The organism is Pseudomonas sp. NGC7 (genome assembly GCF_047159675.1).
GTDB lineage: Bacteria > Pseudomonadota > Gammaproteobacteria > Pseudomonadales > Pseudomonadaceae > Aquipseudomonas > Aquipseudomonas kermanshahensis.
In genome coordinates, this window is sequence record NZ_BAAFZY010000001.1 from 3,575,971 (window position 1) to 3,601,263 (window position 25,293).

22 protein-coding genes are annotated in these 25,293 nt (G+C 61.3%); 9 read left to right on the top strand and 13 right to left on the bottom strand.

The window, feature by feature from the left end:
• Positions 1–12: 12 nt before the first annotated feature.
• From ACMCNM_RS16015 to ACMCNM_RS16030, 4 genes are all read right to left on the bottom strand, one after another.
• Positions 13–1,176, bottom strand: coding sequence for an acyl-CoA dehydrogenase family protein (locus ACMCNM_RS16015; RefSeq protein ID WP_186702761.1), 1,164 nt, complete (start codon positions 1,174–1,176; stop codon positions 13–15).
• A 69-nt stretch (positions 1,177–1,245) separates the two neighbouring features.
• On the bottom strand, positions 1,246–1,842 hold the full coding sequence (locus ACMCNM_RS16020; RefSeq protein ID WP_252824058.1) for a thiamine pyrophosphate-dependent enzyme: 597 nt from the start codon (positions 1,840–1,842) through the stop codon (positions 1,246–1,248).
• The gene (locus ACMCNM_RS16025) at positions 1,830–2,360 is read right to left on the bottom strand and encodes a thiamine pyrophosphate-binding protein (protein ID WP_412764895.1); all 531 of its coding nucleotides are present in this window, start codon (positions 2,358–2,360) and stop codon (positions 1,830–1,832) included. Before ACMCNM_RS16025 ends, ACMCNM_RS16020 begins: the two co-directional genes overlap by 13 nt.
• 201 nt (positions 2,361–2,561) lie before the next feature.
• Positions 2,562–3,929 (bottom strand): MFS family transporter, encoded by a 1,368-nt coding sequence (locus ACMCNM_RS16030; protein ID WP_099454219.1) that lies wholly within the window; start codon positions 3,927–3,929, stop codon positions 2,562–2,564.
• Positions 3,930–4,119: 190 nt separating this feature from the next.
• On the opposite strand from ACMCNM_RS16030, the gene ACMCNM_RS16035 reads away from it, so the two are divergent.
• Positions 4,120–5,043, top strand: a complete 924-nt coding sequence (locus ACMCNM_RS16035) for a LysR family transcriptional regulator (protein ID WP_027593329.1) — start codon at positions 4,120–4,122, stop codon at positions 5,041–5,043.
• Here ACMCNM_RS16035 and ACMCNM_RS16040 read toward each other — a convergent pair.
• On the bottom strand, positions 5,040–6,239 hold the full coding sequence (locus ACMCNM_RS16040) for an MFS transporter (protein ID WP_412764896.1): 1,200 nt from the start codon (positions 6,237–6,239) through the stop codon (positions 5,040–5,042). The two genes, ACMCNM_RS16035 and ACMCNM_RS16040, sit on opposite strands and share 4 nt — an antisense overlap.
• A 92-nt stretch (positions 6,240–6,331) precedes the next feature.
• Positions 6,332–7,267, bottom strand: coding sequence for a LysR family transcriptional regulator (locus tag ACMCNM_RS16045; RefSeq protein WP_412764897.1), 936 nt, complete (start codon positions 7,265–7,267; stop codon positions 6,332–6,334).
• Positions 7,268–7,373: 106 nt separating this feature from the next.
• On the opposite strand from ACMCNM_RS16045, the gene ACMCNM_RS16050 reads away from it, so the two are divergent.
• Positions 7,374–7,646: a PepSY domain-containing protein gene (locus ACMCNM_RS16050; RefSeq protein ID WP_027593326.1), complete on the top strand. Its 273-nt coding sequence runs from the start codon at positions 7,374–7,376 to the stop codon at positions 7,644–7,646.
• A gap of 7 nt (positions 7,647–7,653) precedes the next feature.
• Here ACMCNM_RS16050 and ACMCNM_RS16055 read toward each other — a convergent pair whose 3' ends face one another.
• A complete protein-coding gene (locus tag ACMCNM_RS16055; protein ID WP_412764898.1) occupies positions 7,654–8,577 on the bottom strand; it encodes a LysR family transcriptional regulator in 924 nt (307 codons plus the stop codon).
• 102 nt (positions 8,578–8,679) lie between these two features.
• Here ACMCNM_RS16055 and ACMCNM_RS16060 point away from each other — a divergent pair, with 102 nt between their 5' ends.
• A complete protein-coding gene (locus ACMCNM_RS16060) occupies positions 8,680–9,432 on the top strand; it encodes an SDR family NAD(P)-dependent oxidoreductase (protein ID WP_412764899.1) in 753 nt (250 codons plus the stop codon).
• Between the two features lie 51 nt (positions 9,433–9,483).
• On the opposite strand, the gene ACMCNM_RS16065 is transcribed toward ACMCNM_RS16060, so the two are convergent.
• Together ACMCNM_RS16065 and ACMCNM_RS16070 are read right to left on the bottom strand one after the other, a co-directional pair.
• On the bottom strand, positions 9,484–12,030 hold the full coding sequence (locus ACMCNM_RS16065) for an HWE histidine kinase domain-containing protein (protein WP_412764900.1): 2,547 nt from the start codon (positions 12,028–12,030) through the stop codon (positions 9,484–9,486).
• Positions 12,031–12,216: 186 nt separating this feature from the next.
• A complete protein-coding gene (locus tag ACMCNM_RS16070; RefSeq protein ID WP_412764901.1) occupies positions 12,217–13,224 on the bottom strand; it encodes a zinc-binding alcohol dehydrogenase family protein in 1,008 nt (335 codons plus the stop codon).
• A gap of 234 nt (positions 13,225–13,458) precedes the next feature.
• On the opposite strand from ACMCNM_RS16070, the gene ACMCNM_RS16075 reads away from it, so the two are divergent.
• Positions 13,459–14,403 (top strand): GlxA family transcriptional regulator, encoded by a 945-nt coding sequence (locus ACMCNM_RS16075; protein ID WP_412764902.1) that lies wholly within the window; start codon positions 13,459–13,461, stop codon positions 14,401–14,403.
• A gap of 39 nt (positions 14,404–14,442) precedes the next feature.
• Here ACMCNM_RS16075 and ACMCNM_RS16080 read toward each other — a convergent pair whose 3' ends face one another.
• The 4 genes from ACMCNM_RS16080 to ACMCNM_RS16095 form a co-directional block, all read right to left on the bottom strand.
• Positions 14,443–15,819 carry an amino acid permease gene (locus tag ACMCNM_RS16080; RefSeq protein ID WP_186678400.1) on the bottom strand — a complete coding sequence of 459 codons (1,377 nt, stop codon included), beginning with the start codon at positions 15,817–15,819 and terminating at the stop codon, positions 14,443–14,445.
• Positions 15,820–16,150: 331 nt separating this feature from the next.
• Positions 16,151–17,539, bottom strand: a complete 1,389-nt coding sequence (locus tag ACMCNM_RS16085; protein ID WP_412764903.1) for a tripartite tricarboxylate transporter permease — start codon at positions 17,537–17,539, stop codon at positions 16,151–16,153.
• Positions 17,536–18,012 (bottom strand): hypothetical protein, encoded by a 477-nt coding sequence (locus tag ACMCNM_RS16090; RefSeq protein ID WP_412764904.1) that lies wholly within the window; start codon positions 18,010–18,012, stop codon positions 17,536–17,538. The genes ACMCNM_RS16085 and ACMCNM_RS16090 overlap by 4 nt, the downstream gene beginning before the upstream one ends.
• A 143-nt stretch (positions 18,013–18,155) precedes the next feature.
• Positions 18,156–19,442 carry a hydroxymethylglutaryl-CoA reductase, degradative gene (locus ACMCNM_RS16095; protein WP_412764905.1) on the bottom strand — a complete coding sequence of 429 codons (1,287 nt, stop codon included), beginning with the start codon at positions 19,440–19,442 and terminating at the stop codon, positions 18,156–18,158.
• Positions 19,443–19,580: 138 nt separating this feature from the next.
• Here ACMCNM_RS16095 and ACMCNM_RS16100 point away from each other — a divergent pair, with 138 nt between their 5' ends.
• The 5 genes from ACMCNM_RS16100 (at position 19,581) to ACMCNM_RS16120 (ending at position 25,280) form a co-directional block, all read left to right on the top strand.
• Positions 19,581–20,960 (top strand): PLP-dependent aminotransferase family protein, encoded by a 1,380-nt coding sequence (locus tag ACMCNM_RS16100; RefSeq protein ID WP_412764906.1) that lies wholly within the window; start codon positions 19,581–19,583, stop codon positions 20,958–20,960.
• 122 nt (positions 20,961–21,082) lie between these two features.
• Complete coding sequence (locus ACMCNM_RS16105) at positions 21,083–22,783, top strand: FAD-dependent monooxygenase (protein ID WP_412764907.1); 1,701 nt, start codon at positions 21,083–21,085, stop codon at positions 22,781–22,783.
• A 7-nt stretch (positions 22,784–22,790) separates the two neighbouring features.
• Positions 22,791–22,979 (top strand): DUF2783 domain-containing protein, encoded by a 189-nt coding sequence (locus ACMCNM_RS16110; protein WP_339547778.1) that lies wholly within the window; start codon positions 22,791–22,793, stop codon positions 22,977–22,979.
• An 86-nt stretch (positions 22,980–23,065) separates the two neighbouring features.
• On the top strand, positions 23,066–24,403 hold the full coding sequence (locus tag ACMCNM_RS16115; RefSeq protein WP_412764908.1) for an MFS transporter: 1,338 nt from the start codon (positions 23,066–23,068) through the stop codon (positions 24,401–24,403).
• 67 nt (positions 24,404–24,470) lie between these two features.
• Positions 24,471–25,280 carry a response regulator transcription factor gene (locus ACMCNM_RS16120; RefSeq protein ID WP_412764909.1) on the top strand — a complete coding sequence of 270 codons (810 nt, stop codon included), beginning with the start codon at positions 24,471–24,473 and terminating at the stop codon, positions 25,278–25,280.
• The last annotated feature ends 13 nt before the right edge of the window (positions 25,281–25,293 follow it).

The window sequence follows — 25,293 nt, forward strand, 5'->3', positions numbered from 1 at the left end:
GGGCGGCATCGGTCAGAACGAGCGTGGCAATTCCAGCAGGTGCTCGGCGACGTACGACAGGATCAGGTTGGTCGAGATCGGGGCCACCTGGTACAGGCGCGTCTCACGGAACTTGCGCTCGACGTCATATTCGTTGGCAAAGCCGAAACCGCCGTGGGTTTGCAGGCAGGCGTTGGCGGCTTCCCAACTGGCCTTCGCCGCCAGGTACTTGGCCATGTTGGCCGCGGCGCCGGCGTTCTTGCCGCTGTCGTATTCGGCACAGGCACGCCAGCGCATCAGGTCGGCTGCTTCGATCTCGATGTGCGCCTCGGCGATCGGGAACTGCACGCCCTGGTTCTGCCCGATTGGGCGGCCGAACACCACGCGGTCGCGGGCGTACTGGCTGGACTTTTCGATGAACCAGCGGCCATCGCCGATGCACTCGGCGGCGATCAGCGTGCGCTCGGCGTTGAGGCCGTCGAGGATGTAGCGGAAGCCTTTGCCTTCTTCGCCAATCAGGCTGCTGGCAGGGATTTCCAGGTTGTCGAAGAACAGCTCGTTGGTCTCATGGTTGACCATGTTGGCGATGGGCTGCACGGTCAGGCCGTTGCCGATGGCTTCGCGCAGGTCGACAAGGAAAATCGACATGCCTTCGGATTTTTTCTTCACCTCTGCCAGCGGTGTGGTACGGGCCAGCAGGATCATCAGGTCGGAGTGCTGAACGCGCGAAATCCAGACCTTCTGGCCGTTGATGACGTACTTGTCGCCCTTGCGCACGGCCGTGGTCTTGATCTTGGTGGTGTCGGTGCCGGTGGTGGGCTCGGTGACACCCATCGACTGCAGGCGCAGTTCGCCACTGGCGAGTTTTGGCAGGTAATAGCCTTTTTGTTCTTCGCTGCCGTTACGCAGCAGCGTGAACATGTTGTACATCTGGCCGTGAATGGTGCCGGAGTTACCGCCGCAACGGTTGACTTCCTCAAGAATCACCGAGGCCTCGGCCAGGCCCAGGCCGGAGCCACCGTACTCTTCCGGAATCATCGCCGAAAGCCAGCCCGCATCGGTCATGGCCTTGACGAAGGCCTCCGGAAAGCCCTTTTCTTCGTCGATCTTGCGCCAGTATTCGGCAGGGAAATCACCACACAGGGCGCGCACGCCCTCGCGGATGGCGTTGAGTTCTTCGTTGTCGTAGTCGCTCATTATTGTTCTCCAGGCGGCGCAGGCTGGCAGCCTTGTCGTGGCTCGGTTGCCAACCTGCGCCTGACACAGTCAGAGAGGCTGGAAGCCCAGGGCAGCACGGAAGCGGTTCTTGATGTAGTGGCCGTCACGCGGCGGCAGCACGCGCGGTGGGTTCTCGGCCTTGATCTTGACAGTAGCCAGCTTCACACCTTCGCGGCTGGCGAAGCGTTCGCGCAGGTCATGCACGCCTTCCATGTCGCGAATCTCGCGGGTCCAGCTGAAGCCGCAGGTTTGGGCAACCTGGTCGAGCTTGATGCCGAAACCGGCGTGGCTGACCTGCATGCCGGTCTCGCCGAAGTGGCCGTTGTCCAGCACCACTATGGTGAGGTTGGCAGGCTTCTGCAGGGAGACAGTAGCCAGCGCGCCGAAGCCCATCAGCAACTCGCCGTCACCGGTGATGACCACCACCGACTTGTCGGGTTGCGCGTTGGCCAGCCCTAGGCCTACGGTGATGGCGCTGCCCATGGCCGCCCAGAGGTAGTAGTTGCCATCGTGGTCACCGGCAGCCATGACGTCGTAAGACGCCGAGCCCAGGCCGGTCACGACCAGTACATCCTGGCGATCAGCGAGCAGGGTACGCACCACCTCACGGCGGCACAGCGTGTGGTTGGCGCTTACTTGACCCATTTCTTTTCTCCGATCAGGCGCTGGCCGAGCAGCAAGGCAGTGGCGGAATCACCATTGAAGGCCATGGAGGCGGCGCCATGCAGCAGTGGCGCGACGTCTTCGGGCACATCGGCACGCCAGGTCATGACCTTCATCAGTTGCAGCGAGGCCTCGGTGGCCTGGCCCATGGGGTTTTGCCAGGCGTTGAACTCGGCCCAGTCACCGCGCATGGTCACCACCATCAGCAGGGGGAAACCCGCGCAGTTCTGCAGGGCCAGCGTGTTGATGCAGTTACCGACGCCGCTGGACTGCATCAACAGTGCACCGCGTTCGCCGCCCAGCCAGGCGCCGGCCAGATAACCAATGCCTTCTTCTTCGGTGGTGAGAACGACGGCCTTGATATCAGGGTCCTGGTACGACATGCGGATAGCGGCCGAATGACCGGCATCCGGAACGAACGCGACATGCTTGACGTCGTGGGCTTTGAGGACGCGGAAAACGTCTTCTTGCCAGCTTTGTTCAGCTTCTTGCGATGACATGGTTGTCTCCAGTGCTGCTCTTGTTTTGCCTCATCATGCAGGCAACGCGGGGTACCGACGACTACCGTTTTTCTCTTTGAGATATGCCGTCATGGCATAGCTCGCGGAGTGGCCGGCCAGGCAAAACGAAGCGGCCCTGGTGGCTTCCTCGGGGAAGCCATCAGGGCCGCGCGGGTCAATAAAGGGTCAATGTTGGCGAGGTCAGGCCTTGGCGGTCTGCACCTTGCTGGCCGGCATGCCGGTATTCTCCTCGACCCTGCCATCGCCACTGATGTACCCATGCCGCGTCAGGTTGGGCATCAGCATCGATGCGATGAAGGTCACGCACAGGACGGCGGCCACGTAGAAAAAGAAGTAGTCCTCGACCCCTTCGGCCCTGAACGACAGCGCGACATATTCAGCGGTCCCGCCAAACGCCGCGTTACCGATGGCATACGGGAACCCGACCCCCAGCGCACGCACTGCAGGGGGGAACAATTCGGCTTTGACGATGCCCGCGATCGGGGTGTAGAGCGAGGCGATGACCAGCCCGCCGAAGACCAGCGCAAAGGCCATGAAGGGGTTGTGGGTATGCTTGATGGCGAACAGCAGCGGGATTACCAGCAGCACGCCCAGGCTCGAGAACATCAGCATGTGCGTCCTGATCCCGAGCCGGTCTGCCATCAGGCCGAACAGCGGCTGGCAAAGCATGAAGCCGATCAGCGCCGAGGTCATGATGAAACTCACCGTGGCCGCGTCGAAGCCTGCCGATATCACCAGAAACTTCTGCATGTAGGTGGTGAAGGTATAGAAGTACAGCGACCCACCGATGGTAAAGGCGATCACCAGCCCGACAGCACGCTTGTGCTTGAACATGCCGCGCAACGACCCGGCACCCTCGCGGTGCATGTCCTTTTTCGAGGCGGTTTCGTGCATGGAGCGGCGCAGGTACACGACAACCACGGCGCTGATGGCGCCAATGAAAAACGGAATCCGCCAGCCCCATTCACGCAACTGCTCATCGCTGAGGGTCTGCTGCAGGATGACTACGGTGAACAGGGCCAGCAATTGCCCGGCGATGATCGTGAAGTACTGGAACGAGCCATAGAAACAACGCCGGCCTGGTGTTGCTATTTCGCTGATGTAGGTTGCGCCGGTGCCGTATTCGGCACCCACCGAGAGCCCCTGGATCAGCCGTGCAACGACTAGCATGATCGGTGCGGCGATACCTACCGTTTCATAGGTCGGCATCACCGCGATCAGCAGTGACCCGGCGCACATCATGAACACCGAGATAATCATCGAGACTTTGCGCCCACGGGTGTCGGCCAGCCAGCCGAAAATCCACCCACCCAGGGGGCGCATGAAGAAACCGACGGCGAACACACCCGCGGTGGCCAGCAACTGCGTGGTGGTATCGCCTTTGGGGAAGAACGACGCCGCGAAGTAGATTGCCGTATAGGCGTAGATGAAAAAGTCATACCACTCGACCAGGTTGCCGGAGCAGGCCCCCATGATCGCTCTGACACGATTGGGTTGGCGGGCGGGGGCATCTTCAACGAGGGTGGTGCTGGAGCGGGGAGTTGGCATGGTAGTCAGCCTCTGGTCTTATTCTTGTAGCGGGCGTCCGATCGGTGATCGACCCTGTTTTCACGCTACTCCAGAGTGGGCCCGTCAATAAGGGGACTAGCTGACTAACTGATATGCTGAAATTCTATAGCTGCTGACAGGTGTGCTGTTTAGACTGCCAGTTACCTTCTGCCTCGACACGGGCCTGCCGATGGACGTTGTTCAACTCAAAACCCTGATCCATGTTGCCGAGCTTGGCAGCCTCAGCAAGGCGTCCGACCGGCTGCACATTGCACAGCCCGCCTTGAGCCGGCAGATACGGCAACTGGAGAAGGAGCTTGGGGTCTACCTGTTCGAGCGCCATGGCCGCGGCATGATCATCACCGACGCCGGCAGCGAAGTGCTGCAGCACGCTACGCGGATCATGGATGAACTGGAGGCCATTCGCAGTTCGGTGGTGGGTGGGCATGCATCGTTTCGCGGGGCCGTGGCGATCGGCACCACACCGACCATCGCAGAAATCGTCACCGTGCCCCTGGTGACCCGGATCCGCGAAGCCCACCCGGACTTGTCGATCCGTTTCTCGTCGGCCTTCAGCGGCTACCTGGTGGACTGGATTCAGCGTGGCGAACTGGAGCTGGCGATCTCTTATGACCTGGAGCCGCTGCACACCCTGCGCATCGTGCCGGTGATGATGGAGAACCTGGTATTGGTCGGGCCGCCCAGCGCAGGCTTGGCGTGGGACAACCCGGTCAACTTCGCAACCCTGGCCCAGCAGCAGTTGGTGCTGCCCAGCCCGCGCCATGGCTTGCGCAAGATCATGGACCACTGCGCCGCGGACGTCGGCTTCAAGATTGCCGCCAATGTCGAGGCCGATTCGTTCGGGGCGATGATCGACCTGGTGCGTCATGGCTTCGGCTTGACTGCGCTGCCCTTGGCCTCGATCTACACCCACCTGCAGAACGGCACCTTGTGTGCGGCGCCACTGATCGAGCCGACACCGATGCGCAAGCTGGTCATGGTGTCGCCTGCGGACAGGCATGTCAGCCCAGCCACGCGCTATGTGGGTGAAACCTTCGTCGAGCTTGCTTCAGAGCTGGTAGCGCAGGGCATCTGGGCGGGGCACATGCTTTAAGCGCTGGGTGCCTGACGCTGCAGCCGCGCCACGGCGGGCACACACAGCAACGCCAACAGCGCCACCCCTGCGGCCACATAGCCCAGCGTCGACACCCCGAATGTTGGGATGACCAGCCCACCCAACAGCGCACCCAAGCCAATACCGGCATTGGCGGCAGACACGTTGGTGGTGCCAGCCAGTGCCTGAGAGTGCGCCACCGAATGCATCACGCGCACCTGGCAGATGGGGTAGAGCGCCGTATTGGCGATGCCCCACAGTGCCAGTGCGCCCCAGAGCGTTACAGGCGCAGCGGCCAGCGGGCTGAAGGCCGCCATGCCCATCGCCAGCAGTACAAGAAACAGCGCAGTGGCCTTGATCGGCGAATGCCTTACAGCTCGCCCCCCCAGCCAGTTGCCCAGCAAACCAATGGCACCGAAGCCCATCAGCCACCAGCCGACATCCGCAGTTGCAACACCTGCGGTACGCTCGAGCATGTCGGCCAGGTAGGTGTAGGCAATGAACATCGCGGTGAACACCATGATCGACAGCGCCACATTGGCGAGGAAGTTCGGTTCACGGAAGATCCGCGCCTGTTGGCGCAAGTCGACCCTGGGCAGGCGCGCAACCGCTGGCATCCAGGTGAGCACGGCAAAGGCCATGGCCGCCGATGCAGCAGACAATATCCAGAAAGCCCCGCGCCAGCCTATGGCGTCAGCCGCCAACGTCCCCAATGGGATGCCCAGCAACAGCGCAGCTGAGATGCCGAGGTAGACCCGCGCGACGGCCTGCCCTTGGCGATCAGGGCTGACCATGCTGGCGGCCGTTTCGCTGGCTGTACCCCAAAAGACAGGCAGTGCCAGGGCGGGCAGGAAACGCGCCACTGCCAAGACCCCGATGTTTGGCGCAAGGGCCGCCAACGCATTGGACGCCGCGAACAAGGCGAGGATGGCTGCGAACAGCTTGCGCCTGTCCAGGTGAGCAAGTGCCGCCGTCAACGGCGGGCCCGCCAGCATGACAGTGAAGGCAAACAGCGTGATCAACTGCCCGGCAGTCGAAATCGAGACATCAAGGTCGCGTGCCAGCCCGGGCAGCAGGCCGACCATCAAGAACTCGGTAGTGACAATTAAAAAGGCAGAGGCGGCGAGGACCAAAGTCCCCAAGGTCGCGCGTCGGTCGGTCGCAAAGCCCACGGGTGGGCGTTCAACAGCAGTCATGCAGGCAGTTCCTCAATCAGGGGCTGCCATTGTATTAATTCTTAAAAAGCCTATTACGGGCAATATTTCAGATGGCACGCGAATTATATTCACTAATCGCAGGGCGGGAGGCGGTGGCCGTCTGTTCGCAGTGCGTACAGCAGCACATCCAGCAGCGCCCTGACGCGGGGGAGGGTCTCGCGTTTTTTGAGCCAAACCACGTTCATCGGCAGCCCATCTGTCGCCAAGTGCGGCAACACTTCAATCAACGCGCCACTTTCCAGCTGTTGATTGACCAGCCAGGTGGGCACCTGAGTGACCCCCAAACCCTGCACGACTGCCTGTACCACCCCTTCGCCATCGCCGATGGCAAGCCGCGCCGGCATGAAGCGCCGCTCCATTTCACCCGGTTGCATACCGGTCATGTGCCAGGGGCTGCCCACCCCGTCGGGCTGCCCATAAACCACACAGTCATGGGCTTGCAGGTCCGCCTCATCGACCGGTGTGCCACGGGCTTGCAAGTAGCCCGGTGAGGCACAGAAGATGAACCGTTGAGCACCGATGAACTGGTGCCCCAGGTCCTCCGGCCAAACGTCCGTGCCGCCGATACGTACCACGATATCGATACCCTGCTCGGCCGGGTTGACGAAGCTGTCGGTAAAGGACACGTGTGGCTGCAAGTGGGGGTGGCGTTTGAGGTAGTCGATAATGACCGGCAAGACATGCAGCCGCCCATACGCTGCGGGCAGGTCGATGCGCACCCGACCCCGTGGCTCGAAGTAGTCTTCATGCAGGGCCAATTCCGATGCTTCGAGGTCGGCCAGCACGCGTGAGCAGGTCTTGTAGAACGTTTGCCCCGCATCGGTCAGGGCAAGCCGACGGGTCGTGCGCTCGAACAGGCGTAAGCCCAGGCGAGCTTCCAGCCGCGCGACACCTTTGCTGACAGCCGAGCTGGTCAGGTTCAGGCGCTGCGCCGCCGCGGCAAAACTGCCGAGGTCTGCCACGCAGACAAAAACGTCAATGCCCTTCAAACGTTCGGAGGAGTGCACCGTCAACCCTTTGTGTAATGAACGTGGCTGCAAGCGTAACGATGATTGAACCGAAACGACAGCGCCCAGGTCGCATCCTTTAACTCAGGCAAAAAGGATGTTGACGATGAAAACCATGACGCGCGTATTGACGGGGTTGGCACTGGTTGGCGCACTGGGCGCTAGTGCCGCGTGGGCTGACCAACCAGGTGCAGACTGGAAGGTGAACAAAGACCAGGCAGAGACGGTGCTTAAAGGCGCCGGCTACACCCAGATCACCAAGATTGAAGCGGATGACGGCCACTGGGAAGGCGAGGGCATCAAGGCCGATGGCAAGCAGTACGAATTCCACGTTGACCCCCACTCCGGCAACATCACCAAGGATGAACTGGATAATTGAGCCACCGTCAGGTCACGTTTGGCGTCAGCCATTGTGACCCGGCCATCCGCTCGATGAAAAAATCAGCCAAGGCCTGGACCTTTCTCGGCCGGCTTCGGGCTGAGGGTGTGACGAAATACAAGCCGCCTTGGGTCATGCTCCACGTGGGTAGCAGGTGCTCAAGGCGGCCGTCCGCCAAGTATTCGGAGGCGATGAAATCCGGTAATTCGGCGATCGCCAAGCCCTCCAGCAAGGGCGCCACCAACGCATCAGAATTGGTCACACGCAGGGGCCCCCGCGGCACGACGTCTTGTTCGGTGCCGTCACTGTGGGTGAACCGCCAAACCTGGCTGCGGGCGCGGTAGACGTAGCTCATGCACGCATGGTCAACCAGGTCGCGTGGGTGCTCAGGCCGCCCATGACGCGCAAGGTATGACGGCGCGGCTACCAGGTATTGCGTGACCGCACAGATACGTCTCGCCACCAAGGACGAATCCGGCAGTGCTGCAATACGCAGTGCTGCATCGAACCCCTCGGCAACCAGATCGACTGTCGAATCTGACAAGTGAAGGTCGAGTTCCAACTGGGGGTACCTGGTCATCAACGCGGGCAGCAGCGGCGCTACCCAGCGCAAGCCGAATGACATAGGCACCGCCAGGCGCACCAAGCCCCTTGGCTGCACCGACATCTCCTGGGCGGCGCTTTCCATCTCTTCTGCCTGGCGGTACAACGCGCTGGCCTGTTCGACCATGCGCTGGCCGAACTCGGTGACGCAAAGCTGGCGTGACGTGCGATTGAACAGACGACCGCCCAAGCGTGCCTCTAGACGCGCCACCGCACGCGATACCGTCGGTACCGACACGCCCATGGCGCGCGCTGCCGCTGCGTAGGAACCTTCTTCCGCCACTTTGGCGAACATTGCCAGCCCTTCAAAATCGGGAATTCTTGCCATTTCATATCTGCAATGATGAGTTTCAAATGATTCTATTTTGAAAATATCGGTGCGTCGATAAGCTTCTCCCACACCCAATCACTACCCCTCGGGAGAAACACCATGAGCAACAAACTTGAAGGCAAGATCGCACTGGTAACCGGCGGCACCACCGGTATCGGCCTGGCCACCGCCAAACGTTTCGCAGAGGAGGGCGCCCATGTGTACATCACCGGCCGCCGCCAGAGCGAGCTGGACAAGGCCGTAGCGCTGGTCGGTAACGCCACCGGCATCGCCGTCGATTCGACCCGGCTTGACCAGTTGGACGCACTGTATGCCCAAATCGGCCAGCAACAGGGGCGTCTGGATGTGCTGTTCGCCAACGCGGGTGGCGGCTCGATGCTCCCCTTGGGAGACATCACCGAGGCCCACTACGACGATACGTTCGACCGCAACGTCAAAGGTGTGCTGTTCACGGTGCAGAAAGCGTTGCCGTTGTTGGCGCCGAACGCTTCCGTCATTCTTACGGGCTCTACCGCCGGTAGCTCCGGGACTGCGGCATTCAGCGTGTACTCGGCGTCCAAGGCCGCCGTTCGGGCATTCGCACGCAGCTGGATCCTCGACCTGAAGGACCGCGGGGTCAGGGTCAACACCCTCAGCCCAGGTGCCACGCGAACCCCAGGCCTGGTTGACCTGGCGGGCCCCGATGCAGAGCAACAGCAGGGGTTGCTGGACTACCTGGCCGCCCAGGTGCCACTGGGGCGTGTGGGTGAGCCTGTGGAAATTGCCAATGCCGCCGTCTTCCTGGCGAGCGATGACTCAAGTTTCGTCAATGGCGCCGAACTGTTTGTCGATGGTGGTCAGGCTCAGGTCTAGGGCGTGATTCTGGGCCAAGGTAGGCAGCGGGCGATCGTTTGCTCCCGCTGCCTACTGCCTGCTGTCGATCAGGCTTTCCAGATTCGTCAGAATCGACAGGGCATCGTAGGGCTTGCGCACAACAGGGACGTGCTTCAAATGCGCAGGAATGCTGATGCTGTCGCCATAGCCGGTGGCGAACAGGAACGGGATGTTTTTGCGCGTGAGTTCTTCGGCGACGGCAATCGACGTGCCCGTCCCCAGGTTGATATCCAGCACCGCGACATCCGGCCTGCGGCTGGCGAGCAGCTTCATCGTCTCGGCTTCGGAGCTTGCGGTAATCACGTCTTCGACCAGCGCATCGGCCAGAATCTGTTCGAGGCCTACTGCAATAACCAGCTGGTCCTCGAGAATCAGCACGCAGGATTTGACCAGGTCCGAGCCGCTGACATGAGGCGCAGCCGGTGGCACCGTTGGCGCAACGGCATCGACCGTTTCGACCTGGGTCAGGTGTTTGGCAGGGATCTTGAAATACCCCTGCAGCCCTTCTGGCCTGTATTCGAGCGTGCTGGTGCCGCCGAGGTCGAAGGGGATGCTGCGTTCGATCAGCACCGAACCGAAACCACTTCGGCTGGGTGGGCGAACCGTTGGCCCACCGCTTTCGCGCCACGTGATGTCGCACGCCCCACTCACATCGACCTGCCAACTCACGGCCAGCTTGCCACCTGCCCGAGACAGCGCGCCGTACTTGGCGGCGTTGGTCGCCAGTTCGTGGAGCACCAAGGCCAGCACCGAGTAGGCGCGGGCATCAAGCAGCAGGCTGGGGCCGTTCAGCTCGATGACATCGGCCGAGGTGCGGTAGGGCGACAGCTCGGCTTCCAGAAGCGTGGAGAAGCGCCCACCGCCATCCCCTCGCACGACCTGGTCATGCGCCAGGGAAAGCGCCTGAATGCGGCCTTTGAGCGTTGCCACGTAGCTGTTGAGGGTCTGGTTTTCGGCGGTGGGGTGGGCCACCAGCGCACCGATCAGCGAAAGAATGTTCTTCACCCGGTGGTTGAGCTCTTCGTTGAGCATCCGTTGGCGGACGTCCGCCTTGGAGCGCTCGTCGGCCATGAGCTCACTGTTATGCAGCACCACCTCGACTATCGCGGCGCGGATGGCCTCGCCAAACTGGCGGTCTTGCTCGGACCAAGGCTGTGAGTGGTGGTGAACGGTCTGTTTCCACACCGCGAAGCTCTTGCGTGGCGTCAGGCGTTCACCTAACGGGCCGCTGTCGTAGGTTTTGTTGGGGTCGCCGGCCCAATCCAGGGTCTCGATCACCTCTTTGCGAAACAGCATCAGGTAATCCCGGGGCTGCTGTGACATCGGAATGACCAACACGCCCGAAACGTCGACGGCGTAATCCTGGGCAGGTGGGTGCGCCATCGAGAGGCAGTTCGAAGCCCAGGTACGGCCCTCGGCGACACCTTCGGCGAATCTCAACAAGCTGGGTAACGCCACGTTTGGCGGTGTCAGTGCCTCAGCGGTCCAGCGGCCTTGCAGCGACATGCCGATGCCGTCGCAGGGGATGAGCGCCTTGAAGTCCGTCATGCGAGCACGCAGCAGTTCCTCGAAGTCGGCGGTGCGGTGTGCATCACGCAGCAGGTTGTCGAGCACTTCGCGTGCGTAGGCGGCGGCCTCCAGGCTTTGCTTGGCGCGCAGAGTCTGGATATGCAACGAGAAAAATTCGCCGAACATTTCTGCCGCGACGCGTTGGCCCATGGACAACGTGCGGGGTGCGTAATGGTGGCAGGCAATCAGCCCCCAGAGCGCGCCGTCGACGATGATCGAAATGGACATGGACGCGCCCACGCCCATATTGCTCAGGTACTCGCAGTGAATGGGTGAGACGCTGCGCAGGTGCGCGTAGGACAGGTCGAGCGGTTCACCATTCAGGTCCAGCACAGGGGTGATGGGCACGGTCTTGAACTGGGCATCGGAAATGATGCGGACCGGATTGCGCAGGTACAGGGCGCGCGCCTGCTGCGGAATGTCGGACGCGGGGAAGTACTGCCCCAAAAAGCTTTCCAGGCCGCTGCGCTTGGCCTCGGCAATCACCTTGCCAGCGCCGTCAACGCCAAGCTGGTAGATCATCACCCGGTCATAGCCCAGCAGTGCTCGCACACGTCGGGCAGTGTCGGCGAATAGCTTCTCGGAGCGGTCGATCTCGCGCAGTTGGGCGATGACGGTGCGGACCAGCTCAATCGGCTCGGCGATGCTTGCACCGCAGGGCTCGAACTCGAGGATGGCGGTGCCTTTGTAAATATGCGCGGCAATATCGAACGCCTGACCGGACGGCAGGCTCACGGCAAACGACAGTGCCGGGCGAGTGCCCTCTTTGACCCGTGCCAGTGCGTTGCGAAGGGTATGCGCAGCCTCGGTGCCGATAATTGCTTCGAGGCGTTGACCGTTGATGTCCCCGGCAACGCCCAGCATGCCTGGGGTATTGGCGGAGTGACGCAGCACCACGCTTGCTGCCGCATTGCAGGCCAACAGGCAACCGTGCGGCTGGATGCTGCCCGGAATCTGGATGGGTTCGCGATCGCAGTTGGTCAGATTGACGGGAGGTTGCAAAGTCATAGGCGGCCCCTGCCGGTTTACCAGACACCGGCTGCCTGCATGACCGCCGAACAGTTTCAGGCAAACGAAGTGTTTACGGTCACATTCAGCGTTTGATTCTAGCGGGCGCGTTACGCTTCGTCATCAGGGGCGCAAGAGGGCCAGCGCAAAGTTGGCCCTCTTGGAAGTTGCAACAGTGTGCCGGGATCAGAAACCTTCCAAAACAATCTTGCCCCGGGCCTGGCCACGCTCTATGAGGGCATGGGCACGCTTGAGGTTTTCCGCGTTGATGGTGCCGAAGTGCTCGCCGACGGTGGTCTTGAGTACACCTTCGTCGATAAGCGCTGATACCTTCTCGAGTAGCTGGTGTTGTTTGATCATGTCTTCGGTGTGGTAAAGCGAGCGCGTGAACATGAGTTCCCAGTGCAGCGACAGCGATTTGCGCTTGAGTGGCATGACGTCCAACTGCGCGGGGTCATCGATGAGTGCGAGTTTGCCTTGTGGGCGAAGCACCTCCACAAGCTGCGGCAGGTAGGTATCGGTATGCGTCAGGCTGATCACATAATCAACAGGATTGCCCCCAAGTGCTTCCAGTTGCAAGGCGATCGAAGCCGAATGGTCGATGACATGGTGGGCACCCAGTTCGCTGACCCATTGCTGGGTTTCGGGCCGGGAGGCGGTGCCGATGACCGTGAGTTGCGTGAGCTGCCGGGCCAGTTGCACCAGGATTGAGCCGACGCCGCCGCCAGCCCCGATCACCAACAGGCTTTGCCCCACGCCACCGCTCGGCGCGATACCCAGTCGATCAAACAACAGTTCCCAGGCAGTGATGGAGGTCAATGGCAACGCGGCGGCACTGGCATCGTCGAGGCTACGCGGTTTGTGCCCGACAATGCGTTCGTCGACCAGGTGATATTCGCTGTAGCTGCCCGGGCGATCGATGGCGCCGGCATAGAAGACCTCGTCGCCTGGCTGGAACAATGTGACCTCGGCGCCTACTTCGCGCACGATCCCCACCGCGTCCCACCCCAATACCTGTGGCTGGCCGGTCTGGCGTGAGGCGCGCACTTTGGTATCGACCGGGTTGACGGCAATGGCCTTGACCTCGACCAGCAGGTCTCGGGCGCCGGGTGTTGGCTTGGGCAGGTCTGTGTCGAACAGCGAATGTGGGTCTTGAATCGGCAAACCGGCTTGGGTGTATACGACGGCCTTCATTGGCATTACCTCAGTGGAATGGGAAGTTGGGCGCAGGCTATCCGCTTGGGTTTAGTCCAGAAACCCGCTGAATGAAGTAAGACTTTCACGCTGGGGGTGAAAATGGCGGAGCGAACGGTTTGGGTCATGGTGCAGCTCCGCGGGTAGGGACTGGCGCCATGATGCTCAAGTTTGCCTGCGGCTTAAATGACGCATAAAGTACTGATTCAGGACATGGCGTTAAGGAGCACAGCAATGCATCGAGTCGGCTATCTGATCACGGAGGGCTTCCAGGTCATGTCCCTGGCAACGCAGACCGTGTTCGAGTTCGCCAACCTTGTGGCGGGCGAAGAGGTCTACAGGATTCAGAACTACTCAATCGGCGGGGGGACTGTGCGTTCTTCTTTAGGGATGCACATCGATACGTTGCCCTTAGGGGCGCCGGGCCTTGCTGACAGCTGGATGGTCACCGGTACACTGACCCCGTTGACGCCGCCTTCCGACGACGTGCTGAAAAGCGTGCGGGGGTTTGTCGACGGTGCGCGTCGCACTGCTGGGTTGTGCACCGGTACATTTGTGCTCGCCCAAGCGGGTGTACTGAAGGGCCGTCGCGCCACCACGCACTGGGCCTACGCCAAAGCCTTGCAGCGCATGCACCCGCGAATCACGGTCGAGGACGACCGTATCTTCATCGTTGACGGCCCTGTGTGGACCTCGGCCGGGATGACCGCCGCGCTGGACATGGCGCTGGCGATGGTGGAAAAGGACTTGGGGGCTGAGCTTGCTCGTTCTATTGCGCACAAGCTGGTGATGCATCAACGCCGCTCTGGCGGCCAGTCGCAGCATTCGGAATTGTTGTCGCTGGCGCCCAAGTCAGACCGCATCCAGAGCGCGCTGGACTACGCGCGCAAGCACCTTAACCGCCCGCTCAGTGTTGAGGAACTGGCGGATGTGGTGCACCTGAGCCCCCGGCAATTCACCCGTGTGTTTACTGCGGAGACGGGGCAATCACCGGCCAAGGCGGTGGAAAGCCTGCGCCTGGAGGCCGCCCGGTTGATGATCGAGCAAAGCCGCCACAGCCTGGATACGGTGGCGAGGGAAACGGGGTTCAGGGATCGCCGCCATATGCGTGAGGTGTTCATGCGCGGCTTTGGCGTGCCGCCGCAGGCCGTGCGCAGGGATGCACGGCGGGTTATGTAGTGCCTGTCCCAGCCCTATGGGCTGGGATCAGGCTGACCATCAGCTACCTACGTAGCCAACTGTCTTCCCCGCCAGCCGATTACGCATCACCAGGTACGCTCCCAGCACAACCAGTGAGGTCACCGAGGTGAACCAGAACTGGAACCGCGAAGCCGGGTCGAATGCCTGGGTGATAATCACCGCCAGCAGTGCGAACAGCGCAACGATGTTGGCGTAAGGGAAGAACCACGCCCGGAACGCCGTAGGGTCGACCGCTTCATGCCGGGTTTTCCAGCGCATGGCGAAGTGGGCGACGATGATGAAGATCCACACGATCATCACGAACGTGCCGCTGCTCTTGGCCAGGGTCATGAACAGGTCGCCGCCGCTGACAAAGTGCACGGTCAGGATCAACAGGCAGATGCTCAGGCTCAGCAGCAGCGCATTGAGCGGTACCCCTTTGGACGTGGTGCGAGAGAACAGCTTCGGCGCATGCCCACGCTGGCTCAGCGAGAACAGCATGCGCGAGTTGGAGAACATGAAGGAGTTCATCACCGACATGAACGAGATGAACAACACGATCTTCATGGCCACTGCGGCGCCACTGAACCCAGCTAGGCTGAACAACGACACATACGGGGACGCCAGGTTCTCCGTGTCTGTCCACGGCAGGCAGAGGATCAGGATCGACACCGAGCCGACATAGAACAACATCACTCGCAGAATGACGCTCTTGATGGCCCGGATGACGTTCTTGCGTGGGTTCTCTGATTCACCGGCGGCAACGGCAGCGATCTCACTCCCGCCCAGCGAGAAGATCACCACCACCACACCCGCCATGACCGGCGACAGGCCATTGGGCATGAAGCCATCGTGCGCGGTCAGGTTGACCCAGCCAGGGGAAGGGATGTTGCTGTGCAGGCCGAGCAGAATCGAGAGCCCCAGCACCATGAAGATCAGAATGGTGGCGACCTTCATCGCGGCCAGCCAGTACTCCACTTCAGCGAAGGATTTAACCGAGTAGGCGTTGCTTGCCATCAATGTCACCAGCATGATGAACGCGCCGGCCCAGATGGGCAGCCAAGGCAGAAAATCGTTGAGGATGGCGCCCAGCAGTACCGCCTCCAAGGTGATGGTCAGCATCGACTTGAGCCAGTACAGCCAGCCGACGGTAAACCCTGCCCATTCGCCGAGATAGCTGTTGGCATAGGTTGAAAACGAGCCTGCATCCGGGTTGCGGCAGGCCATCTCGCCGAGCATGAACATCACCAGGGTGACCACAATGCCGCCGATAAAGTACGACAGGATGGCGGCAGGCCCTGCCGAGGCAATCAACTTGCCCGACCCCATGAACAGCCCCGCGCCGATCACCCCGCCCAGCGCGATCATGGTGATGTGCCGTTGTTTCAGGCTTTGCTTCAGACTGTTGGATTGCATTTCCTTGTCCTCTCTTATTATCTGGGAGGCGTCGGCAATGATGCTGCAGTGCAAGGTTTGCCACTGCAGACATTGTCGCCCCACCCACAGGCATCGTCGTGCGCCTGCGTCCACGCCCTGCAGCCTTTTATTCAGGCAATAGCTGTCAGGCTGGCCACCATGGGCAAAGCGGCCGTGCATCTCAAGCGAATTCTGCGCACAACATCCTGCGTTTTTTTCCTATGGGCGCAATGAAGGGCAGGATTGGCTGTGATTTGCTGGCTGGGGAATTGAGTGAAATGGGTTGGGGAAATGGTGCGTAGATCGAGCGCCGCGCGGGCGGCGCTCGATCTTATACCCCCAACAGGGCAATCATCGCCGGCACGGTCAACACCGCGGTGTAGTACCCCATGAACTGCACGCCGATGTTGAAACCGAGAAAGCGTGAGAGAAAACCACCCAGCAGGCCAATGGTGACAATCACCAGCAACCCCAACAGGCCGCCTTCCCAGATGCCAATCACCAGGATCAGGCCGACAAAGGTCGCGATCACCGCTTCATGGCTGATGTTGCGCGACACATAGGCAGCAGCTCGGTGCGCGTAATTCATGGTGAAGGGGTAGGCGATCAGGATCGCGACCACCACCGCCAACATGCCGTAGCCCAGAAACTCCCAGGTACTGAGCAACGAATGCAGGTTATTCACCTCACCGCTTGCGGCATCGACGTTGAAACGGGGCGGGGCGTTGAACAGCGGTGCGGCGGGGCCGGCAGCGACCGGGCTCAGCGGCAGGCCGAAGGCGATCAGCGGAATCAAGGCTTCGGCCAGGTAAGTCGATTCGGTGACGCCGTTGCGCGCGGTGATGACCGTGGTCAGGCGATGGTAGACGTGCTTGATCCGTGAACCGACGGCCTCGCCCATGATTACGGTCATCGCTACCGGGCTGAACACGAATGTGGCGCTGGAGACAACGGCAGTGATCGCCGTCCATAGGGTTTGCTTGCTGTCCAGTACGCGCAGCGGGTTGGGGAAGAACCCGCCCCAGCGCTTCACATCGGGCGACAATGAGAACGTGCGCACCTGCTGGCGGCGCATGCTGGCGCGTTCGGCGGGCGCGAGCAGGCAGAACAGCGCCGCAATCAACGGGCCGATAGCGATGCCAAGGAAGTAACTGACGCTGAGCTTGACGCCGTACTGCGCGGTCAGGCTTTGCAGGCCGACAATCACCATGACGAACGGGATCAAGGTCAGCACCGCTGCCAGGCGGCCCTTGGAGAACCAGGCGATGGCCACTGCCGCCAGCAGGAAGACCCAGGGCGCGGCCTGTTTGATCATGTCGCCGAACGGCGCCAGCATCACGGCGAACAGCACTGCCATCGGTACCGCGATCAACGCTGCGATGACCGCGCCCGAAATCATCTTGCGCAGGGCAATGTGCGGCACGCCCAGGTTGCGCAGGAAGTTGGCTTCGCGCATCAGTGGCGTTGCCATGGTGTCGCCGGGGATACCCAACAGCGCGGTCGGTACCGCGTGGGTCATGTGCTTGGCCACGGCACCGGCCAGGAAGAACGTCAGTACACCGGCCGCCGGCACGCCCAGCAGCACCACCAGCAGGGTCAAGGGGGCGAGGGTAGTGGTTTCGTCGCTGCCGGAAATCAGGCCGATGCCGGCAAAGATCACCGCACCGAGGATGCCCATGCCCAGGGCTATGAGGAACTGATCCATCACCAAGGCGATCATGGCCGGCCTCCGTGGGCAGGGGCGGCCTGTACAGGCGCGGTAGCGGGGGCGCTCGGGTCGTTCTGCAGCGCAGGCAGGCCTTTTTCGTACTCGGCGAAAAGGTCGTACAGGTCCATTTCTTTCAGCTCTGCAAGGGTCGCCGCAGGCAGGTCGGCGAGGCTGCCCAGCGGGCCGAACTCGTTCTGCAATTCGGCCAGGATCTTGGCCCGCCAGGCAGGGTCGGCCAGGTGCTCGACCACAGTGCGCTTGGGCTTGAACAGCGCGGCACTGATGCCGCCACCGACCAGGCAGCCGACAATGCCGACCAACATTGCGTAGGCCCGTGCCATTTGCGCCGACGCCACCCAACCCACCAGCAGCTGTTGCGCGGTAAAGAACGCGCCGAGGCTGACCACGGCGCCAATGGCGATGGCGTAGACCAGGTGGCGACCGTCTACGGTGTCGCCCCAGACTTCGTACAGTTCGGACTTCATGAAGAATCTCCCACTGCCCTTGCGGGCTTTTATTGTTATGAACGTGAAGAGAGGACGTTTAAGCCATTGTGCGCTGGGCGAGCAGGGCGCGCGCTACCCCAGGCCGTCCCGCGCACCCACCTCGACCAGCCGTACCGCCTCCATTACGGCGCCCGCTTGTGCTTGAGCAGTTCTGCCGCTTTGTCAGCACGCACGTCGCGGGCCTCAACCATCTGCTTGACCAGCCAGTTCAGCTCGTCGCCGCGTGCCCCCGCCGACAGCGCAATGTTGCGCGCGTGCAAGGCCATATGGCCGCGCTGGATGCCTTCGGTCGACAGTGCCCGTAGCGCGCCAAGGTTTTGTGCAAGGCCGACGGCAACTGCGATTTCGGCCAGCTCCTGTGCGGTTTTAACCCCCAGGATGCGCAGTGACAGCTGCGCCAGGGGGTGCGTCTTGGTGGCGCCGCCGACCAGGCCGACCGGCATGGGCATCTCCAGGGTGCCGACCAGATGGCCCTGGCTGTCCTTCTCCCAGGTGGTCAGTGAACCGTAGTGCCCATTGCGGCATGCATAGGCATGGGCACCGGCCTCGACCGCACGCCAGTCATTGCCGGTGGCGACGATCAACGGGTCGATGCCATTCATGATGCCCTTGTTGTGGGTGGCGGCGCGGTACGGGTCGACCACGGCAAAGTTGTAGGCATCGAGGATGCCTTCGATGACCTCTTCACCTGTGTAGGCGCCGGTACTTAGCAGCTCTGGAGCAATACGCACCTGCGCGCGGGCCAGGCGCAGGTCGGCCAGGTTGGAGAGGATACGCAGGCGGACTTTGCCGCCGGTAATTTCTTCCAGCAAGGGCGCCACGGCCTCGGCCATGGTGTTGACAGTGTTGGCGCCCATGGCATCGCGTACGTCGACGATCAGGTGGGCCACCAGCATAGGCCCGCGCGGGCTCTGGGCGAAGGTATGCACCTCAATGTCACGGCAACCGCCCCCTAAGCTGTTGAGCAGCTGGTCCTTGCGGTTGGCCAGTTCGATGATTTCGTCTTTGTGGCGCAACAGGCTCAAGCGTGCATGGAAGGGGTCGGCGACCTCGACGATCTGTACCTGGGCGCGCATCAATGGCAGCGAACTCGACGTCTTGAAGCCGCCGGCCTCGCGTGCCAGCTTGGCCATGAACGAGGCCGCGGCGACCACCGAGGGCTCTTCCACCACCAACGGCACGATCACGTCGCGGCCGTTGATCTGGAAGTTGCTGGCCACCGCGTAGGGCAGCTCGAAGGTGCCGATCACGTTCTCGATCATGCCGTCGGCGATGTCCAACGGCAACGCGCCGGCGTCACGCAGCAGGGCGACGTCTGCCTGGGGCAGTTCGAGTGCGTCCTGCAAGTGGCTGAGGCGCTCAGCGGGTGACATGGCGCGGAACATGGGCAGGCGGGAGTCGATGCTCATGGGGAGGGGTACCTTGCAGTTATTGTTGTGAGTTGGCGCCACCGTAGTCCGATCTGTCTGGTGAAAGAAGGTACAGTTTGGCCAGACAGTACCTAAGCTGTACCCTTTGTTCAGACAAGGTATTCGGGACACCTGGCGATGGCGCGGCAGACACTCGCAGAGCAACTGGCAGCATCCTTGGCAGTGCAGATCGGCAACGGCACGTACCGTATTGGCGAACGCCTGCCGTCCCTGCGCGAGTGCATGCGTTTGTTCGGCCATTCGAAAAACACCGTGATCAATGCCTATGAGTCGCTGGCTTCGCAAGGCTTGGTCGAGCCGCGCCACGGGCAAGGTTTTTTCGTCAAGCAGGGCGCGCCACGCAGCAACGAGCCAGAGGAGCCACTGCCCTACACCCGGGCGATGGACACCATTTGGCTGATGCGTCAGCAGTTCGTCCGCGAGCCTGGCCATTCGCCGTTGGGCGAGGGCTTTCCGCCGGTGGAGTGGTTGATGGACATGCGCCTGGACAAGTTCACCCGGCAAATCATGCGCACAGGCGTCACCACGCTGTTTCGTTATGGCAACCGCCTGGGCAACGCCAGCCTGCGTCAACACCTGGTGCAAAAGCTGGCCAGCTATGCAATCACCGCCAGCCCCAGGCAAATCGTCACCACCCACGGCGCCAACCATGCGCTGGACCTGATCATTCGCCGCTTCATCGCCCCAGGCGACAGCGTGTTGGTGGAAGACCCTGGCTACTACCCGCTGTTTGGCAAGTTGCAGTTGCAAGGCGCACGCATGCTCTCGGTACCTCGGCTGGCAGATGGGCCGGACATCGAGGTGCTGGAGCAGCACCTGCGCCTGCATAAACCGAAGCTGTTCTTCATCCAGTCTGTCGGCCACAACCCGACGGGGTCTGATATTTCCCCCAGCAAGGCGCATCGGTTGGTGCAACTGGCTGAAGAACACAACTTCCTGCTGGTGGACGATGATGCGATGGCCGATTTCAAACCGGCTGCGGCGATCAAGGTGTCGGCACTGGACCAATTGCAGCGCTCACTGTATGTCGGCAGCTTCTCCAAGTCGGTGTCAGCGGCCTTGAGAGTGGGCTTTATCGCGGGCAGCAAAGAGGTGATCGATGAACTGGGCGACCTGAAGATGCTGCTGCACACCAGCACCTCGGAGCTGTGCGAGCGCACGGTCGACGTCATCCTCACCGAAGGGCACTTCCTGCGCCACGTGATCCGCCTTCAAGAGCGCTTGAAAGCCGCTACCAGCGCGGGCTTGCAGATGCTCGACGGGATCGGCGCCGAGGTATTCGCGCGGCCCGAGCAAAGCCTGTACCTGTGGGCCAGGTTTGCCGATGTCGACGACGCCAGGGAGCTGACCCGGCAATTACTGCCCAAGGGCTTCATGATTGCCCCAGGGCATATCTTTGCGCCGGAGCAGGCGCGGGTTAACCCTTGGACGCGCTTGAACGTGGCCTATTTGAATGATGCGTTGCTCAAGGCGGTGTTGGGGCGTGAGGCAGAGTAAGGTCAGTCTTGCGTGAAGTTGTCTCCTCAAGGGGACATGCATTTGCCGCACACCGCTTAAAGTCCTCTGCAAATCCGAAATGGCTCAGGCCTACAAGCATAACAATCCGGAGATGCAGTGCGATGCACACCCCCCTAGCCGAGCCTCGTCGCTCACTTTATTTCGATTATCAGGTTTTTCCTGCCCACACCGTCAGCGTGAATACCACGCGGTCGCAGCGATACCCCGTGGTGATTGTCGGTGCTGGCCCCATTGGCCTGACCACCGCGCTGGACCTGGCTCGCTACGGTATACCGTCGGTCGTTCTGGAGTCTGAACAGCAGGTCAGCGAAGGCAGCAGAGCCATCGTCTTCACCCGTCGATCGCTGGAAATTCTGCAGCAAGTCGGCCTCTCTGAACGCGTCACTTCGGCGGGCCTGGCCTGGCGCTTTGGCAATTCCTACTACCGTAATCAACGGGTGTTTCGCATGGAGGCGCCGCACGGCACGGACGACCGCTTCGCGCCCATGACCAACCTGCAGCAGCCTTGCCTGGAGCAGTTTCTGGTCGACGCCTGCCAGGCCAATCCGATGATCGAGCTGCGCTGGGGCAACCAGGTCAAAGCGCTGACCCAGGCTGACGATCACGCGACACTCATGGTCGATACCCCGGCAGGCGAGTACAGCCTGCAAGCCAATTGGGTAATTGCGGCCGATGGCGCCCGCTCGGCGATTCGAAGCTTGCTGGGCTTGCAACTGGAAGGCGCTTCGTACGAAGGGCGCTTTGTGATTGCCGACATCAAGATTGAGCTCGACCTGCCGACCGAACGCCTGGCGTTTTTCGACCCGCATTGGAACCCGGGCAATACCGTGCTCATGCACCGCGAGCCGGGCAATATCTGGCGCATCGATTATCAGTTGGCGCGCGATGAAACGCCGGAACAGGCCTTGTCTGCCGACTCCCTGCGCACGCGCATCAATGCACAGTTGGGCATCCTAGGGGTAGAGAACCCGCAGTGGGAACTGGACTGGTGTTCCGTTTACTCGGCGCGCGCACTGACACTGCCGAATTACCTGCATGATCGGGTCATTTTCACCGGCGATGCTGCGCACCTGTTGCCCATTTTCGGTGTGCGTGGCGCCAACACCGGCTTCCAGGACTGCCACGACCTGGGCTGGAAGCTGGCGCTGACCATCAAGGGCGTCGCCGGCCCGGGCCTGCTTGCCTCATATAGCGCGGAGCGGGTGGGGGCCGCGCGCGAGATCATTGCCGAAGCAGGGAAGAGTACCCGCTTCATGACGCCACCCACTTCGGGCTATCGCCTGCTGCGCGATGCCGTGTTGTCGCTGTCGCTGACCCAGGCTTTCGTGCGCCCGCTGTATCATTGGCGTACCTCTCGACCGCATGATTATGTGGACTCCGCGCTCAACTACAGGCACGACGACAACTCACTTTTCACCTGCGGGCCACACCAGGGAGCGCCTCTGCTGAATATTCGCCTAGGCGATGATCAGTTCCTGTTCGACAGGCTGGGGGCAGCATTCTACTTGTTGTATTTCACCGATGCGGGTGAAGTGCCAGGCGAGATTCAGGCACAGATTCAATCCCTTCGCGAGAACGGCGTCCCCCTGCAGTTGCTGGCGATCGCCAGTAATCGACAACGCGAGGTAAGTGGCGCTGACGGCTTGATAGACGACCACAACGGCCATCTGCGCACCCGTTATGGCGCTGCGGCAGGCGGTGCCTACCTGGTGCGCCCAGATCAGCACGTATGCGCCCGCTGGCAGCACCTCACTGGGCCCGCCTTGCGTGATGCCGTCGAAACCGCCTTGGGCAAGGAGTGAGAACATCATGGAACACAAGCAACTGACCATTAGCGACATTGAACACCTGTACGACCAGCTCGCGGGGGCCCTCGATCAAATCTCAGCGGCAAAACGCGAACTGTTTCTGGTGAAACTGGCGCTGCTCAGTGCCCATGCCCTTGGCGACGCTGAGCAATTCCAGGCGCTGACGCACACAGCATTGCTGGACCTGTAACTAGCAGGCTCGCCCCTTGCAGTTGCCACCGGTTTGTCTGTTCAAACCGGTGAGCCTTCCTATAACAATAATCAGGAAGCCCCCCAATGACGCGTTGTCATATTGCAAACGCGGCCACCTCGACGGCCGCTGCTGAAGACCGCTACCAGCACGTGTGTAAAAAAATCTCGAAAAGGCTGATCGGCTTCTTGTTTGTCTGCTTCGTGCTGTCGTTTCTGGACCGCATCAACATCGGTTTCGCCGGCCTGACCATGATGGGCGATCTGGGCCTGACGGGTACTCAATTTGGCCTGGCCAGCACGTTTTTCTACATCGCTTACATTGCCTGTGGTATCCCCAGCAACATCGCTCTGGCGCGTATCGGCGCCCGTCGCTGGATTGGCAGCCTGATGATTGCCTGGGGGCTGGCGTCCACGTGCACGCTGTTTGCCACTGATGCCACCTCGCTTTACCTGTTGCGCATGCTCGTGGGGGTGACTGAGGCTGGGTTTCTGCCTGGCGTATTGCTTTACCTGACCTTTTGGTTCCCATCGGCCTATCGGGCCCGCGCCAATGCACTGTTCATGATCGCCATGCCGTTTACCGCCGGGTTCAGCTCTGCTTTGTCCGGGCTCATTCTGGGCTTGGACGGTATCTGGGGCCTGAAGGGCTGGCAGTGGCTGTTCTTGCTCGAAGGCCTGCCTTCAGTGGTGATGGGGTGCGTTGTGTTCAGTTATCTGGATGACCGCCCGCAGCAGGCGAAGTGGCTGGATAGCGAGGAACAGGCGTTGCTGCACCACGCCCTGTCTGCGGACCGGGCTTCTGGCTCAGCAGCCGCCACACAAGATGCTCGGAGTGTGTGGCGCGAACTGGCCTCTCCGCGGATCCTGCTGTTTTGTCTGGTTTATTTCTGCCTCGTCAATACATTGGCAATGATTGCCGTGTGGACGCCGTTGATCGTCAAAAGCTTCAACAGTGTCAGCAGTAATCAGTCGATTGGTTTACTGGCCGCTATCCCTCAAGTCTGCACCATCATCCTGATGATGGTCTGGGGTCTGCACTCGGACCGCACACGCGAGCGCCGCTGGCACCTGGTGCTGCCCATGCTAATGGCTGCGATAGGCTGGATCCTCACAGCAGTGTCGAGCTACCCCGCGATGCAATTGCTGGGGGTATGCATGGCGGCCAGCGGTTCCTACAGCGCCATGTCGATCTTCTGGACCACGCCTGACCAGGCGTTGAGTTTCAATGCCCGTGCGGTGGGGATTGCGGTGATCAACGCTGTGGGCAATATCGGCTCGGCCGTCAACCCGTTGGTCATCGGTTGGCTAAAAGACCTGACCTTGAGTTTCAGCTCAGGCTTTGCCTATGCCGCTACCTTGATGATACTGGGGGCACTGCTGGCCCTGCGCCTGCCGATCTCGACGCCAGAGCACCAGCCTTGAAGGGTGATAAAGTGTCAGGTACGTAGTTGGCATCAACCCTGCGCCTGACACGTTTAGAGAGTCCGCCATGCAATACTGGCCCTTGCGCCCCGGCAGTGGTGAGCACAGCCTCAACATTGCTAACACCGCCAACCTGTTTGCCAGGGTTGGCCAGAACCGCAGCCGTTTCCTCGCAGCAGATTTGCTGCAAGTGATCGGCACAGGCGTGCCATTGGCCCAATGCACGATCTTTGCTTATCCGAAGCGGCGCAATGCCGAGGTGTTCTCCTTTGCGGACCGGGCGCGAGAGGTCTCGCTGCCCGTGATTTCCAACAAGTATGTGCAGCGCTTCTTTGGCCTGGACGGCAATCAGCTCGCTATGAGCCAAAACAGCTGCCTCGCCAACACCCTTGTGCAGCGCCAGTCCATCGAGGACATCACGCACCCGGAGTACCGGCGCATTTGCTACGAGCAGCCACAGATTTCTGAACGCGTTGCCTTGCTGACGCTGTGCGAAAGCAACAGGTGGTTGTCAGTTAACTTCTACCGTGGCCGCGAGCATGGGCGGTTCTCTCAGCGGGAGATTCACTACTTGGAAGCCCTGGCGCCGCTGCTTATTCAGGCTGTACGCCTGCACTATCACGCCCACCTGCAAGCTAGCGAGATGCCGTTGTTGATGGCCGAGCGGGTGATGAAGCAGCAGCCTGTGGCGCTGACCTTGCGTGAGCAGGACCTGCTACGCCTGATGCTCAGCGGCCTTGCGGTGGAAGAGATTGCAGAGCAACTGGGCGTTCGGCCTGTCAGCGCGGCCACCTATGTGAAGCGACTTTACCGTAAACTGGGTATCAATGGGTTGCGCGAGCTGTTCGGGTTGGCCACGCAAGCTCAGTGGGTTTGAACTGTGCGGATCG